This window comes from Seohaeicola saemankumensis, assembly GCF_021021435.1.
Lineage (GTDB): Bacteria > Pseudomonadota > Alphaproteobacteria > Rhodobacterales > Rhodobacteraceae > Seohaeicola.
Window position 1 is genome coordinate 117,084 of record NZ_JAINWI010000009.1, and the last position, 14,375, is coordinate 131,458.

At 61.9% G+C, this 14,375-nt stretch carries 15 protein-coding genes; 10 read left to right on the forward strand and 5 right to left on the reverse strand.

Annotated elements, in window-relative coordinates:
* The first annotated feature begins 78 nt into the window (after window positions 1–78).
* Window positions 79–771, forward strand: coding sequence for a metal-dependent hydrolase (locus tag K7H22_RS05895; protein ID WP_230799807.1), 693 nt, complete (start codon window positions 79–81; stop codon window positions 769–771).
* Between the two features lie 62 nt (window positions 772–833).
* Here the strand turns inward: K7H22_RS05895 and K7H22_RS05900 are convergent, their stop codons facing one another.
* Complete coding sequence (locus tag K7H22_RS05900; protein WP_230799808.1) at window positions 834–1,289, reverse strand: DsrE family protein; 456 nt, start codon at window positions 1,287–1,289, stop codon at window positions 834–836.
* Between the two features lie 93 nt (window positions 1,290–1,382).
* Complete coding sequence (locus K7H22_RS05905) at window positions 1,383–1,832, reverse strand: nucleoside deaminase (protein ID WP_230799809.1); 450 nt, start codon at window positions 1,830–1,832, stop codon at window positions 1,383–1,385.
* Between the two features lie 61 nt (window positions 1,833–1,893).
* Here K7H22_RS05905 and K7H22_RS05910 point away from each other — a divergent pair, with 61 nt between their 5' ends.
* The 9 genes from K7H22_RS05910 to dtd all read left to right on the forward strand — a co-directional run bounded on the left by K7H22_RS05910 (window position 1,894) and on the right by dtd (window position 10,336).
* Window positions 1,894–3,003, forward strand: a complete 1,110-nt coding sequence (locus K7H22_RS05910; RefSeq protein ID WP_230799810.1) for a pseudouridine synthase — start codon at window positions 1,894–1,896, stop codon at window positions 3,001–3,003.
* 210 nt (window positions 3,004–3,213) lie between these two features.
* Entirely contained in the window at window positions 3,214–4,107 is an 894-nt protein-coding gene (locus K7H22_RS05915) for a 5-bromo-4-chloroindolyl phosphate hydrolysis family protein (RefSeq protein WP_230799811.1), read from the forward strand.
* A gap of 87 nt (window positions 4,108–4,194) precedes the next feature.
* Window positions 4,195–5,394, forward strand: a complete 1,200-nt coding sequence (locus K7H22_RS05920) for a toxic anion resistance protein (RefSeq protein WP_230799812.1) — start codon at window positions 4,195–4,197, stop codon at window positions 5,392–5,394.
* Window positions 5,395–5,400: 6 nt separating this feature from the next.
* Complete coding sequence (locus tag K7H22_RS05925; protein WP_230799813.1) at window positions 5,401–6,360, forward strand: DUF2927 domain-containing protein; 960 nt, start codon at window positions 5,401–5,403, stop codon at window positions 6,358–6,360.
* 45 nt (window positions 6,361–6,405) lie between these two features.
* Window positions 6,406–7,524 carry an SPFH domain-containing protein gene (locus K7H22_RS05930; RefSeq protein WP_230799814.1) on the forward strand — a complete coding sequence of 373 codons (1,119 nt, stop codon included), beginning with the start codon at window positions 6,406–6,408 and terminating at the stop codon, window positions 7,522–7,524.
* Window positions 7,525–7,528: 4 nt separating this feature from the next.
* Window positions 7,529–7,972: a hypothetical protein gene (locus tag K7H22_RS05935; protein ID WP_230799815.1), complete on the forward strand. Its 444-nt coding sequence runs from the start codon at window positions 7,529–7,531 to the stop codon at window positions 7,970–7,972.
* A gap of 3 nt (window positions 7,973–7,975) precedes the next feature.
* Window positions 7,976–9,091 (forward strand): TFIIB-type zinc finger domain-containing protein, encoded by a 1,116-nt coding sequence (locus tag K7H22_RS05940; RefSeq protein WP_230799816.1) that lies wholly within the window; start codon window positions 7,976–7,978, stop codon window positions 9,089–9,091.
* A complete protein-coding gene (locus K7H22_RS05945) occupies window positions 9,091–9,768 on the forward strand; it encodes a nitroreductase (protein WP_230799817.1) in 678 nt (225 codons plus the stop codon). The genes K7H22_RS05940 and K7H22_RS05945 overlap by 1 nt, the downstream gene beginning before the upstream one ends.
* A gap of 130 nt (window positions 9,769–9,898) precedes the next feature.
* Entirely contained in the window at window positions 9,899–10,336 is a 438-nt protein-coding gene (dtd, locus tag K7H22_RS05950; RefSeq protein WP_230799818.1) for a D-aminoacyl-tRNA deacylase, read from the forward strand.
* A 13-nt stretch (window positions 10,337–10,349) separates the two neighbouring features.
* Here the strand turns inward: dtd and K7H22_RS05955 are convergent, their stop codons facing one another.
* The 3 genes from K7H22_RS05955 to K7H22_RS05965 form a co-directional block, all read right to left on the reverse strand.
* The gene (locus K7H22_RS05955) at window positions 10,350–10,889 is read right to left on the reverse strand and encodes an alkylphosphonate utilization protein (RefSeq protein ID WP_419248153.1); all 540 of its coding nucleotides are present in this window, start codon (window positions 10,887–10,889) and stop codon (window positions 10,350–10,352) included.
* A 61-nt stretch (window positions 10,890–10,950) separates the two neighbouring features.
* Window positions 10,951–12,138 (reverse strand): HlyD family efflux transporter periplasmic adaptor subunit, encoded by a 1,188-nt coding sequence (locus K7H22_RS05960; protein WP_230799819.1) that lies wholly within the window; start codon window positions 12,136–12,138, stop codon window positions 10,951–10,953.
* Between the two features lie 2 nt (window positions 12,139–12,140).
* Window positions 12,141–14,303, reverse strand: coding sequence for an ATP-binding cassette domain-containing protein (locus tag K7H22_RS05965; protein WP_419248158.1), 2,163 nt, complete (start codon window positions 14,301–14,303; stop codon window positions 12,141–12,143).
* Window positions 14,304–14,375: the final 72 nt, after the last annotated feature.

Consider the following 14,375-nt stretch of genomic DNA (forward strand, 5'->3'; position numbering starts at 1 on the left):
TCCGTCTTCGCCTGCCTCTGGTCAAACCGGCCTGCCATGCTAGGCTTGCCCTGAAACAATGCCAAAGGGAGGTTTGACATGAAGATCATCTGGCTGGGCCACGGCTCTTTCCGGTTCGAGATTGCGGGAAAGGTGCTGCTGCTGGACCCGTGGCTGACGGGCAACCCGATGCTGTCCGAAGACCAGCACGATCCCGCTACCAAGGGGGCCACGCATATCCTGCTGACACACGGCCATTTTGACCATGTCGTGGATGTGCTGGACCTTGCGCGCAAGCTGGATGTGCCGGTGATCGGCCAATACGATCTGATGAGCCACTGGGCCGAGCACGAAAAGATCGAAACCGTCGGCTTCAACAAGGGCGGCACAGTCGATCTGGACGGGATCAAGGTCACGATGGTCAATGCGCTGCATTCCTCGACCTTCGCCAGTCCCGACGGGCCGCGCATCGCAGGCACAGAATGCGGCTTTATCATCGAGGCCGAGGGGCATTCGATCTATGCCTCGGGCGATACGGATGTCATGTCGGACATGAAGATTTTCCACGACCTGCACAAACCCGATATCGGCATCCTGTCGGCAGGGGGCCATTTCACGATGGATATGCGCCGCGCCGCCTATGCCGCCAAAACCTTCTTTGATTTCAAGACGGTCATCCCCTGCCACTACCGCACATTCCCCTTGCTGGAACAATCCGCCGAGGTGCTGGCCGATGCTCTTCCCGGTGTCGATGTGATCGAGCCGCAGGTGATGCAGGCGATCGAGATCTGATCTGTCTCGAAAAAACCCGGCAGAATGATCTGCCGGGTTTCCTTTACGCAATACCGCCGCCCTCAGGGACGCAGATAGGCGTATCCGTCTTTCTGCAACTCCATCAGCCGCACGGCACCTGATGGCACGACCGTTGCTTCGCTGATCAGCGGCACATCTTTCTGCGACTTCTGCTTCATCGCCTCGACCGTGTTCAGGCACGCGGAAAAGCTGATATTGTCCATCTCCAGCGACATGGTTGCGATACGGTCTTTTACCGGTGATGTATCGGCCCGCAGCATGTGCAGTCCAGGGCCATAGGTGACGATCTCGATGATCACCTCTTCCCCCAGATCGCCATAATGTTTGGCAATATTGGCGGCGTTGTTCAGCGCCATGTTCATGGTGCTGACGTTTTCCTCGTCGACATGGATCGCCACTTTGTGCTGCGCGTCGGCCAGCGCAAGCTGCGCGCCCAGCACGATTGCGGCCAGCGTCGCCATAAGGCGCGTGACGGTGCGGATCGGGTTCAGTGTCATCTGTCATCCTCCCTGAGACATTTGGAAGGGCAGAGTTGCAAAGCCTATCCCTCAAGGCAAGTCATATTCCCTGATTGGAATTGATCAGCCCTCTCAGCGCCGCGCGGCGAAGAAGTCGCGCAGCAGCGCCGCCGCGTCATCCGCGCCGATCCCGTCATAGACTTCTGGCGCATGATGGCATTGCGGATGGGTGAAGATACGCGGACCCTGCGCGACGCCGCCGCTTTTCGGATCCGCCGCCCCGTAATAGAGCCGTGCGATGCGGGCTGCCGAGATCGCCTGCGCGCACATCGGGCAAGGCTCCAGCGTCACATACAGGTCGCACCCCGTCAGCCGCTCTGACCCCAGAACGCGGCATCCTTCGCGGATCACCAGCATTTCGGCATGGGCGGTCGGATCGTTCCATTCGCGGGTCCGGTTACCTGCCTGCGCCAGAACCTGTCCGTCGGCACCGATCAGGACCGCACCAACAGGCACTTCACCGCGCAGGGCGGCGGCACGCGCTTCTTGCAGTGCTTTGGACATATGGCTTTTGAATTCCATGCTCTTCCCTGCCGCGCGATCTGCGCTTTCGCAAGTCCTGATTCTGGGCTAAAGCCCCTGCATGAGCAACAAGCCAGCATCCCAGACCCCCAAATCAGCCGATGGCGACCGTATCGCCAAGGTCATCGCCCGCGCAGGCATCGCCAGCCGCCGCGAGGCTGAAAAACTGATCGAGGCAGGACACGTTACCGTCAATGGCGAGGTGATCACCCGCGCCGCGCTGAACGTCACACCTGCGGACAAGATCGTGGTGAATGGCAAGCCGCTGGACGCGCCAGAACCAGCACGGCTCTGGCTCTATCACAAGCCCACAGGTCTGGTGACGACCACCCGCGACGAACAGGGCCGCGCCACGATCTATGACGACCTGCCCGAGGATATGCCACGCGTCATGTCGGTGGGCCGCCTTGACCTGAATTCCGAGGGCCTGTTGCTGCTGACCAATGACGGTGCGGTCAAGCGGCAGCTTGAATTGCCCTCGACCGGCTGGTTGCGGAAATACCGTGTGCGCGTGAATGGACGCGTAACCGAGCCGCAGCTTGAGCCGCTCCGCACCGGCATCACAGCGGATGGAGAGGATTTCCAACCGATGATCGTGACGCTGGACCGCCAGATCGGGGCCAATGCATGGCTGACCGTCGGTCTGCGCGAAGGCAAGAACCGCGAGATCCGCCGGGCGATGGAAGCCGTGGGTCTGGTGGTGAACCGCCTGATCCGCGTGTCTTATGGTCCGTTCCAACTGGGGCAGCTCAAACCCGGTGCGGTCGAAGAAATCCGCCGCCGCGTATTGCGTGACCAGCTGGGTCTGGACAATATATCAGATGACGATGCAGATATTGGCGCAACTAAACCGCAAAAAAAGATCGTCCGACACAACAAAGCCCGCACACCACAAAGCGAAGCTGATGTTTTCGGCGACAGACCTGCCCGCAGCGGCAAGGCACCGGCACGTCCAGCCAAGCCTTTTGGCGCGCCCAAGCCCTTCGCGGGCAAGTCGTTTGCGGGCAAGCCCGGCCCCAAAGCCGGTGCAGGTCACACCGCGACCAGCCCCCGCGATGCGGGCAAACCTTCGGGCCAGGACAAGGCGGCGCGTCCCGCCAAGTCAAAAGCCGATGCCGCACCACGTGTCGCCAGACCCGCAAAGCCGCGCCCCAAACAGACCCGCAACTAGGCCGGGTTGATGCCGGACGGGGACGCATTCCATCCTTCGCCACCCGATCTATACTTCCTGTTCCCTCTAGTATCCTGCCCCATGATCACCTAACTTTCGATGTGTGCATCTGGATCAGGGAAACGTCATGTCAGGGACAGGCTTGCAAAAACTGTCATTTGCCTTGCTGATCGTGCTCATTCTGTATGTCGCGATCGCGGGAGGGGTCTGATGGCCCAGCGCTTTGGCGGCAAGTACAGTCCTGACAAAAACAACACCGGCACGACACAACCCGCACCGAAAGGCGCTTTTCAGGGTGCACGACGGACACGCGCGGGCGGACGCGTCAACCTGTTGTTTCTGGCACCGCTTCCGCTGGCTTTCGCAGCTTTCGGTGATGGTCCCGCTGGCCTTGTGCTGAACCTGTCGGCGCTTGGTATCCTGCTGCTGGCCGCATGGCTGACGCGCGAGGGGCTGATCGCACATGAGGCCTATGACGCCCGCAAGGTCGCGCGCCGCCCCGCCTTTCCGCGCAAGATGGCGGGCAGCCTGCTGACTGGTATCGGGCTTGCCGTTGCGGGTTTTGCCGCCTCGGGTGACATTCTGGCCCCTGCTGTCTATGCAGGTGTGGGCACGTTGCTGCATGGCATGGCCTTTGGCCTTGATCCCCTGCGCGACAAGGGTGCCGAAGGCATCGACACGTTCCAGACCGACCGCGTCGCCCGCGCCGTGGACGAGGCTGAAAAACACCTGTCGGCGATGACCGATGCAATGCAGCGTGCGGGTGACCGGCAATTGATGGCGCGGCTGGAGCGATTTCAGGTCATCGCCCGCGATCTCTTCCGCACTGTCGAGAACGATCCCCGCGATCTGACGGCCGCGCGCAAATATCTGAGTGTCTATTTGCTGGGTGCGCGCGATGCGACGGTGAAATTCGCCGAAGTCTGGTCGCGCAGCCGCGATCCGCAGGCGCGTGCCGATTATGAAACCCTGCTGGCCGATCTTGAGCAGAATTTTGCCGCACGCACACAAAAACTGTTGTTAGATGACAGGACCGACCTGACCGTAGAAATCGAAGTTCTGCGCGAACGGTTGAACCGCGAGGGTGTGCGTCCGAAGGAATAAAACTGAAACCGGCGGCGGAACTTTTTGCCGGACCAACGCGTTAATCCCCGTCTGCCAGACGGGTCGAAAGATTGAAAGGGAGCCACGATGTCCGACACAACCCGCCGCAAGGCACAGGAAGCCCTTACCATGGTCGAGGAAGTCACCTCGGTAGTCCTGCCCGAACCCGGACCCGCCACAGCAATCGTCACGCTGGAACAGGCCGACCCCGCGCTTGGCGCCGAAATCACGCGCCGCATGGCTGAACTGGACATGGACGATACCAATTCCATCGTGTCATTCGGATCGCGCGCGCAGGCCGAATTGCAAACCATCAGTCAGGCTATGCTGACCGATGTTCGCAACAAGGATGTGGGACCTGCGGGGGACTCCTTGCGCGATATCGTCTCCACGATCCGCGGGTTTTCGGTCTCGGAACTGGATGTGCGCCGCGAACGCAGTTGGTGGGAACGTCTTCTGGGACGCGCCGCACCTTTCGCCCAATTCACCGCGCGTTTCGAAAAGGTGCAGGGGCAGATCGACAGGGTGACGGATGATCTGCTGCAACACGAGCACAAGCTGCTCAAGGACATCAAATCACTCGATATTCTCTATGACAAGACGCTGGCCTTCTATGACGAGCTGGCGCTTTATATCGCGGCGGGCGAGGCCAAGATCAAAGAGATCGAGGCGACCACTATCCCCGCCAAAGAGGCCGAAGTGAGTGCCGCTCCCACAGATGCACAGGTGATGAAAGCGCAGGAATTGCGCGACATCCGCGCCGCCCGTGACGATCTGGAGCGCCGCGTGCATGACCTCAAACTGACCCGTCAGGTGACGATGCAATCCCTGCCTTCGATCCGGCTGGTGCAAGAGAATGACAAGAGCCTTGTCACCAAGATCAACTCGACCCTCGTGAACACGGTGCCTTTGTGGGAAACCCAGTTGGCGCAGGCTGTCACCATCCAGCGCTCTGCCGAAGCCGCAGCCGCCGTGCGCGATGCCAACGACCTGACCAACGAACTTTTGACCGCGAATGCCAAGAACCTGCGCGACAGCAACAAAATCATCCGCGAGGAAATGGAACGCGGCGTGTTCGATATCGAGGCGGTCAAGCAGGCCAATGCCGATCTGATTGCCACGATCAATGAAAGCCTGCAGATCGCGGATGAGGGCAAGGCCCGTCGCGCCGCTGCAGAGGAGGATCTGAAGAAGATGGAAACGGAATTGCGCGACACGCTGGCCTCGGCCAAGGCGCGCAAGACAGGCCTTGGCGACACCGCCGGCATAGCCGTTCCCGGAGCCTGAGACCGTATGCGCCAGATCGCAGCCAGATTGGGCTTGCTGTCGGGCGCGTTGGTGCTGGCAGCCTGCACCCCCCCCGTGCCCAACGGCACGGGTCCGCAGCCCGGCATATCGCGCCCGCCCGAGAAACCCGAGATACAGGCAGATGCTACGCCCTCCGAGGCCAGCAGGAACCTGTCGATTTACTACAGCCGTCTACAGGCGGATCTGCTGTCTCAAGGGTTGCTCAGGACTGATCGCGGCGCACGCGACGCCCCTTTCGGCCCGCGTGAATTGGCGCGCAATTTCGAACTGATCGCGTTTTTTGACGAATACGAGCGCGGTGCGGGGCTGCGCGCCTCGTCCGGTCGCCCCGTTCCGCTGCGCCGCTGGACCCAACCGGTGCGGATCAATGTCGAATTCGGCCCCTCGATTCCCACGGCACAACAGGACACCGATCTGCAAAGCGTGACCGGCTTTGCGGGCCGCCTGTCGCGGGCCACAGGCCATCCGGTCGGGATGGATAGCGCCCGTCCGAATATGCATGTTCTGTTCTACAGCGAGGATGATCGCGCCCTGTTGCCCCAACGCGCACGCCAGCTTGTGCCCGGCATCAGCCCTGGCGCATTGGGCGTGTTCCGCAACTTGCCGCGCCAGATCCATTGTTTCGTGATGGCCTTCTCGGGCGGCGGGTCTGAAACGCATGTCTACCGTCAGGCGGTTCTCGTAATCCGCTCGGAACATCCCGACCTGCTGCGTGATTCCTGTATCCACGAGGAAATGGCGCAAGGACTGGGTCTGGCCAATGACACCCCGCGCGCGCGCCCGTCGATCTTCAACGATGACGATGAATTTGCTTTGCTGACCCGCCACGATGAATTGCTGCTGCAAATGCTTTACGATCCGCGCCTGACCCCCGGCATGACGCTGGATCAGGCCCGCCCGATCATTGCGCAGATGGCAGAAGAACTGATGGGCGGCTCGATATGACCACCCACCCCACCACCAGACTGTAGTCACCCCAGGAGACACCCTATGCCGATTTTCGATTTCCTCCGTGGACAGTTCATTGACGTCATCCACTGGACCGAAGACAGCCGCGACACGATGGTCTGGCGGTTCGAGCGCGAGGGCCACGAGATCAAATACGGTGCCAAACTCACCGTGCGCGAGGGGCAGGCTGCGGTATTCATCCACGAGGGCCAGTTGGCCGATGTATTCACCCCCGGCCTCTACATGCTGGAAACCAACAACATGCCGATCCTGACCAGCCTCAACCACTGGGATCACGGCTTTCGTTCGCCATTCAAATCCGAGATCTATTTCGTCAACACCACGCGATTCAACGATCTGAAATGGGGCACCAAGAACCCGATCATGGCGCGCGACCCCGAATTTGGGCCGGTGCGCCTGCGCGCCTTCGGCACCTATTCTGTGCGAGTCACTGATCCCGCCCGTTTCATGTCCGAAATCGTGGGCACGGATGGCGAATTCACCGCGGACGAGATCAGTTTCCAGATCCGCAACGTGATCGTGCAGGAAGCGAGCCGCGTTCTGGCCTCGTCGGGCATTCCGGTGCTGGACATGGCTGCAAACACAGCCGAACTGGGCAAACTGGTCGCCAGCCAGATCTCGGCCACGGTTACATCCTACGGCCTGACCATCCCCGAACTTTACATCGAGAATATATCGCTCCCCCCTGCGGTCGAGGCGGCGCTGGACAAGCGCACCTCGATGGGGATTGCCGGTGATCTGGGGCGTTTCACCCAATATTCCGCAGCCGAGGCGATGACAGCCGCCGCCGCCAACCCCTCGGGCGGGGGTGGCATGGGCGCCGGCCTTGGCATGGGGATGGGGATGGCGATGGCCAACCAGATCGCACAACCCGGTCCTTGGGGGGCAAGGCCCGAAAGCGCTGCCGCCGCCCCACCACCGCCGCCGCCAGTCGAACATGTCTGGCATATCGCCGAGAACGGCCAGACCAAAGGGCCGTTCTCCAAGGCGTCGATGGGCCGCATGGCAGCAGATGGCGCGCTGATGCGTGACACATTGGTCTGGACCCCCGGACAGGATGGCTGGATGCGGGCCGAGGATGTGACCGAACTGGCGCAACTCTTCACCATCCTGCCCCCGCCACCGCCGCCAGCGGTGTGATGGCATGAAGTCCGGCGTCCCATCGGTCAGGCATTTTTACAGGCCAGTGCTCAAGATCATGCACTGGACCGCCTTGGCCCTAATCGTGCTGATCCTGCTGAACGGCCTGAACGGATGGGTCCGCTGGGGTCTGATCCTCGTGGCGGTCCTTTGGGGGCTGGGCTATGCCGTTTTCGGGCATCTGTCCCGTCCGGGCCCCGCGCTGACCGGCCTTGCGCGCAGCGGGTTCAAGGCGATGCATGTGATCGTGCTGGCCGCGCTGGAAATGGCGGCTGTTGCCGCCCTTCTTGCACCCAATGGCCTTCTGGACGGTGCAACGCGGGTGATCTTTCTTCTGACGCTGGGGCTGGGGCTGCTGCATGGTATCTTTCATCTATGGCGTCACACAGCCCTGGGTGACGGCGCCCTGCGCAATATCACCCCGCGCCTGATGCACGGCATTTTGTGATCCATGACGTCCGAGACCACAGAAACCCTTGAGGAACACCGCTTTCCCTGCGCGCAATGCGGCGCCGACTACCGCTTTGCACCAGGACAAGGTGCGCTGGTCTGCGACCATTGCGGCCATACCCAGCAAATTGCCCCTCCCGGTCCGTGGTCGGGCGCGCTGAAGGAGCTGGATTTCAAGGCCGCCCTGTCACAGAACCTGCCCGCGTCAGAAACCGAGGTGACGCGCGTGTCAAACTGCACCAGTTGCGGCGCGCAAGTGGAGTTCGATCCGACCATCCACGCGCTGGAATGCCCGTTCTGCGCCTCGCCTCTGGTGGCCGATACCGGCACGCATCGCCATATCAAACCGCGCGCCGTACTGCCTTTCGTGCTGGATGAACGCGCTGGACGGCAGGCAATGACCGACTGGCTGGGCAAATTGTGGTTCGCCCCGAACGGCTTGCAGGACTATGCCCGCAAGGGCCGCGCGATGGCGGGCATCTATGTGCCCTACTGGACCTTCGACGCCGACACGCAAAGCCGCTATTCCGGCCAGCGCGGCACTGTCTATTATGAAACCGTAACGGTAATGCGCGACGGCAAGCCCGTCCGTACGCAGGTGCCGCGCATCCGCTGGATGCCTGTATCGGGTCGGGTGAAACGCTGGTTTGACGATGTGCTGGTGCTGGCCTCGGCCAGCCTGCCGCGCCGCTATACTGAAGGTCTGGAGCCATGGGATCTGTCCGCGCTACAACCCTACCGTCCCGAGTTTCTGGCAGGCTTTCGCGCCGAGGGCTATACCGTCGATCTGGAAACAGGCTTTGGCCTTGCGCGCGAAAAGATGGACCGCGTGATCGAACGCGATGTGCGGTTCGATATCGGCGGTGACCAGCAGCGCGTCGGTCATATCGACACTGCCATCAGCGATGTGACCTTCAAGCATATTCTGCTGCCGGTCTGGTTGGCGGCATATAAATACCGTGGGCAGACCTACCGTTTCGTGGTCAATGGCGCAACAGGCCGCGTGCAGGGCGAGCGGCCATGGTCGGCATGGAAGATTGCCTTTGCGGTGATCCTTGGTAGCTTGGTTGCGGGGGCTGTCGGCTACGGGATCGCCCTGAATGAAGGATTGATGTGATGACCAATACCGCCGCTGCAACGCTCGACACGCTGTTGCTGGACCGCCATAGCTGCCGTGCCTTTCTGCCGGACTCTCTGCCAGACACCCTGATCGAAGAGATCGTGACCAGCGCGGCCCGTGTGCCTTCATGGTGCAATGCGCAGCCATGGCAGGTGGTCGTCACCCGCGCACCCGAGACCGACCGCTTCCGCGACGCGCTCTATCAGGCGGCCACCAGCACACCGCCGAAACCCGATCTGGAATGGCCGCGCCAATATACTGGCGTCTACCGCGACCGCCGCCGCATCTGCGGCTTCCAGCTATATGACAGCCTTGGCATCCCCAAGGAGGACCGCGCCGCCACGCAGGCGCAAATGCTGGAAAACTTCCGCCTGTTCGGTGCGCCCCATGTGGCCATCGTGACGACCGAGGCCGATCTTGGCCCTTACGGTGCGATGGATACCGGCGGCTTTGTGGCGCTGTTCACGCTGGCGGCGCAAGCGCGCGGTGTCGCCTCGATCCCGCAGGCGGCTGTGGCGGCACAAGCACCCTTCCTGCGCGACTGGTTCGCCATCCCCGAACATCGCCATATTCTGTGTGCGATATCCTTCGGCTATGCGGACAAGGACCATCCCGCCAACGCCTTCCGCACCGCTCGCGCGCCCCTGTCCGAGTTGATCGACTGGCGCGGCTGACAGGCCCTCCACAACCGCCGCCCATTCATCTTGCCGGAATACTTTCGGGGGTGGCGTCGAATATAGTTCAACGAAGGGCAGACAGGCCCGCTTCCTTAGCCGTCCGCCAAACAAACACAAGGAACTCCGCATGCGCGCACTTATCCAGCGGGTCACCGGCGCCACTGTCAGCGTCGCGGGCCGGCAGATCGGACAATGTGGTGCAGGTCTGCTGATCCTGATCTGTGCCATGCAGGGCGATACGGATCAGCAGGCCGAACAGATGGCTGCGAAAATTTCCAAGCTGCGGATTTTCAAGGATGATGAAGGCCGGATGAACCGCTCGATCCTTGATATCGGCGGGGCGGCGCTTGTGGTCAGCCAGTTCACGCTCTCCGCGGATACGTCACGCGGCAACCGTCCGGGGTTTTCCGCAGCCGCCAGCCCGGATGAGGGACGGCGCCTGTACCAACAGTTTGCAGCCAGCCTGTCCGCATGGGGCATTCCCACTGAAACCGGCGAATTCGGGGCGGATATGGCCGTGGAACTGGTCAATGACGGACCGGTGACAATCTGGCTCGATGTCTAGACCCGTACTGATATCAGGACTTTTTCACAAATTCGGTCAGGATCACGATCCGCTGTCCGGCTACGCGCCCCTCGATCTGGCCCGCATTATCCGCAACAAGGGAAATACCCCGCACGGCCGTGCCCCGCTTGGCGGTAAAGCCCGCCCCCTTGACCGGCAAATCCTTGATAAGATGCACCGTATCGCCCTGTGCCAGAACCGTGCCGTTGCTGTCGCGGTGGATGATATCGGCGGGTTGTTCGCCTTCAGCCATCCCTGCCTCGGCCCAAGCCTGCACCTCGGGTTCCAGATAGACGATATCCAGCAGATCGCGCGCCCAACCGGCATCGACGCGGTGCAACATCCGCCATGCCAGAACCTGCACTGCCGGTTCCGCACTCCAGACCGCGTCGTTCAGGCAACGCCAATGCGGATCGTCCGTGATTGCGCCGCTTGTACCGGACCGGCAGATCGCGCAAAGCGGCACCGCGGCATCCATGGGTGGCACCGCAGTGGGCTGTGCGTCAGGCGTGCCGCAAAGGGCGCATTGGCTGGTCATGGATAGGCCTTTCATGTCTTTGGCCTGCTTATGGGCCGCTGACACGGTTTCGCCAAGGGAAAACCCCTGCCCTGCATCAAGGCTCGCGGAACGCCTCGCGCGACTTGTAGAGCGGCTTGAGCAGATATTGCAGCACCGTCTTGCTGCCTGTGTGCAATTCAACCGAAGCCTGCATCCCCGGCCTGATCTCGACCGAAGCCTGACGCGCTGTCAGATTGTCCAGATCCACCCGTAGCGTCACCTTGTAATGCGCCGCGGTATCGGGATCGCGGGCGCGGTCATCCTTGAACGTATCGGCGGAAATCACATCCACCTGCCCTGTCAAGGTGCCGTAGATTGTATAGTCATAGGCCGTCAGCTTGATCGTCGCGTCCTGTCCGGGGCGCACGCCTGCAATATTCTCGGGGCGCACCCGGGCTTCGACGAACAACTCTTCGTCCATCGGGATGATCTGCAATATCTCCTCGCCGGGGCGCACTACCCCTCCGATCGTGGTAACCGACACCGCCTTGACGATGCCGCGCATCGGGCTGACCAGAACCGTGCGGTTCAACTGGTCCACACTGGCCTTGAGATTCTGCCGCAAGGTCGCCAGTTCGCGCAGGGTCGTGGCGTAAGCCTCGGCGCGCTCAAGCTCGGCGCCGGTGATGATCTCGTCATACCGGATTCGGGCATCGGCATGGATTTTGCGGGCGCGCGTCACCTCGATCAGGGCGACGATCTTGCGCTCAAGCATGTTCTCCATCAGCTGCATTTCCTGGCGCGCCTGTTCCAGCACGCGCTGCGCGCCCTCGGTCCGGCTGCCCAAATCGGACTGGCGTGCCTGTAGCAGCACCCGCTCCGAGGCAATCATGCCCTGATCGCGCACCGCCAGACCGGCGGGAACTTCGAAATCGGACTGCCCTGCAAGTTCAGCCTCAAGCCGCAAGCGGCGGACTTCCAAAGCGGCGATCTGATCGGTCAGATCATCGACCGATGCGCGGAATTGCGTGTCCTGAAGCCGCGCCAGAAGATCTCCAGCTTGTACGATATCGCCTTCACGCACAGCCAGTTCAGCCAGAATGCCGCCTTCAAGGTTCTGGATGATCTGCGGGCGCGAGGCAGATATCATCTCGCCCTCGGCGCGCACGATCTCGTCCACCCAAGCCACGCTCGCCCAAAGCAGAAACAGCAAAACAGTGCCCGCACAAAGCCATATCGTCAGGCTGGGACCGCGCAACCGCCCGTTCATCTGTGCCGCAAGTCCAAACGACGTCTGCGCCATTCTCAGATCCCTCCGCCTGCCGGTGTCGCCAGATGCGCCAGCACCTGCTCGCACGGGCCATCCACCGCCAAGCGTCCGTTTTGCAGCACCATGACGCGGGTTGTCAGCGACAGGATCGGCATGCGATGCGTGGCGATCACCACGGTGCGTCCCTCAAGCCAGTGTTCCAGACGGCTGACCAGTGTTGCCTCAAGCCGTTGATCCAGTGCCGCGGTGGGTTCGTCCAGCAGGCAAACCGAGGGGTTTTGCAACCAGAGCCGCGCCCAACCCACCGACTGACGCTGCCCGATCGACAGCCCCATACCGCCATCACCCAGTTCCAGATCAAGCCCGCGCGGATGCGATTTGACGAAAGGGCCAAGCCCCGCGAAATCCAGCGCCTGCATCAGCCGGTCATCATCGCGTTCCAGCAGGTTCAGCGTCAGGTTCTCGCGCAGGCTGCCCGCAAAGAGCCGCACATCCTGTCCCAGATAACCGATGGCGCGGCGCAGGTCACGTGGCGCTATCTGGCCCATTTCCGTCCCGTCCGCCATCAGGCGGCCACGGCTTGGCGCATAGAGACCTGACAAAAGCCGCAGTAATGTCGATTTCCCCGACCCGTTGGCCCCCAGCACCGCGATACGCTGTCCCGGAAGGATGGCAAGGGCAGGAATATCCAGCACGGTTGCGGTCTCGTCGCTATAGCGGAACTGGATCTCGCGCATCTCGAAACTGCCCGCCAACTGGTCGCGGCGCAGATAGCTGCGCCCTTCTTCACGGTCCTGCTTGGCATGGGCGATCTTGTCCAGCGCGTCCAGCGCCGCGCGCACATTGCCCCAGCGCGCCATTGTGCCGGCCAGTTGTGACAGTGGTGCCAAAGTGCGCCCTGTCAGGATGCCCACCGCGATGATCGAGCCCACGGTGAATTGCCCCGCGAAAACCAGATAGGCGCCCAGCACCACAGCTGCCACATAAGTGGCCTGCTGCACCCCCTGCGCCCAGATCGTCAGGATTGAGGCCAGCTTGCGTTGTTCTGAGGATGTCAGCGCCGACAAAGTCGTCAGTTCGGCCCAGATCCGGCGCATCCGTTCCTCGCCGCGCAGCGTCTTGATGGTTTCCTGCTCGTAGATCACCTCTTGCAGCAGGCGCGCTGCGCGGGCTGATGCGCCCTGCCCCTCTTCGGTCAGCCGCATCATCCGGCGCTGCATCAAGAACCCGGGCAGCACCATCAGCACACCGCCCAGTACCAACACCCAGACGATATTGCCCCCAATCGAGGCGACAAGCAGCAGGAACACAAAAATAAAAGGAATATCAGCCAAAGTGCCCACGGTCGCGGTGGTGAAGAACTCGCGCACTGATCCGAAATCGCGCATCGCGCTGAAAATGTGCGAGGGGCTGCGGCCTTGCGTGTCGGACCTCGCGCCCAGAACCTTGTCCATCAGCACGCCCTGCACTGTGACCTCGATGTTGCGGCCTGCGCCGTCCATCAGTTGCGCGCGTGCGGCCTTGAGGACGGCTTCCATCACCAGCGCCAGCATAGCACCGCCGGCCAGCACCCAAAGCGTCGCCTGCGACTGGTGCGGGATCACGCGGTCGTAGACCTGAAGCGAGAAAAGCGCGACTGCGACAGCCAGAAGATTGGCCACGAAAGAGCCAAGCATTACATCCACAAAAGGACGCCGGAGCACCACGAACTCGCCCCAGAACCAATGAGCGGGCTTTGCCGCCGCAACATGGCTTTGTGCCAGTTGCACGAGTGGGGCTTCGGCGCGGATCAGGTGGCCTGTGAAATAGGCAGCAAACTCGGCATGGGGCACGGCCAGACGATTGTCGGCGCTGTGCCTGTCATAGATCGTCAGCGCGGCCCCACTCTCTGCGCTTGCCTGATCCAGTACCAGAACATATTGCCCGTTGGTCATCAGCGCCAACGCAGGCCAGAGATCGGGTGTCAGTGCCTTGGCCGTTGCAACACGCGCCAGCAGGCCGCAGTCTACGATCACACCGGCCAAGGCAGCGGGACCGGCTTGGTCCTCAGGCGACTGACGCGCCATCATCGCTTCGATCACGTCGCGACGCGGCAGGCTGCGCCCCAGAACACCGGCATAGACGACGACCAGTTCGGCCTGCTCCAGACTGTCTGCATCGACCGCGACCGGATCGACCGGCTCAGTGTCACGCTGCACCACAGGCACGGATTGCAACCTTGCCCTGATCGCGCCACCAGCGGCATCGGCTGTGGCACCAGCCTTGGCGCG

Bases quoted from the DNA above. Each gene is read 5' to 3' on its own strand.
- dtd (WP_230799818.1), top strand. From the start codon at position 9,899: ATGCGCGCACTTATCCAGCGGGTCACCGGCGCCACTGTCAGCGTCGCG.
- K7H22_RS05930 (WP_230799814.1), top strand. From the start codon at position 6,406: ATGCCGATTTTCGATTTCCTCCGTGGACAGTTCATTGACGTCATCCAC.
- K7H22_RS05945 (WP_230799817.1), top strand. From the start codon at position 9,091: ATGACCAATACCGCCGCTGCAACGCTCGACACGCTGTTGCTGGACCGC.
- K7H22_RS05940 (WP_230799816.1), top strand. From the start codon at position 7,976: ATGACGTCCGAGACCACAGAAACCCTTGAGGAACACCGCTTTCCCTGC.
- K7H22_RS05920 (WP_230799812.1), top strand. From the start codon at position 4,195: ATGTCCGACACAACCCGCCGCAAGGCACAGGAAGCCCTTACCATGGTC.
- K7H22_RS05895 (WP_230799807.1), top strand. From the start codon at position 79: ATGAAGATCATCTGGCTGGGCCACGGCTCTTTCCGGTTCGAGATTGCG.
- K7H22_RS05910 (WP_230799810.1), top strand. From the start codon at position 1,894: ATGAGCAACAAGCCAGCATCCCAGACCCCCAAATCAGCCGATGGCGAC.
- K7H22_RS05900 (WP_230799808.1), bottom strand. From the start codon at position 1,289: ATGACACTGAACCCGATCCGCACCGTCACGCGCCTTATGGCGACGCTG.
- K7H22_RS05960 (WP_230799819.1), bottom strand. From the start codon at position 12,138: ATGGCGCAGACGTCGTTTGGACTTGCGGCACAGATGAACGGGCGGTTG.
- K7H22_RS05925 (WP_230799813.1), top strand. From the start codon at position 5,401: ATGCGCCAGATCGCAGCCAGATTGGGCTTGCTGTCGGGCGCGTTGGTG.
- K7H22_RS05915 (WP_230799811.1), top strand. From the start codon at position 3,214: ATGGCCCAGCGCTTTGGCGGCAAGTACAGTCCTGACAAAAACAACACC.
- K7H22_RS05955 (WP_419248153.1), bottom strand. From the start codon at position 10,889: ATGAAAGGCCTATCCATGACCAGCCAATGCGCCCTTTGCGGCACGCCT.
- K7H22_RS05935 (WP_230799815.1), top strand. From the start codon at position 7,529: ATGAAGTCCGGCGTCCCATCGGTCAGGCATTTTTACAGGCCAGTGCTC.
- K7H22_RS05905 (WP_230799809.1), bottom strand. From the start codon at position 1,832: ATGGAATTCAAAAGCCATATGTCCAAAGCACTGCAAGAAGCGCGTGCC.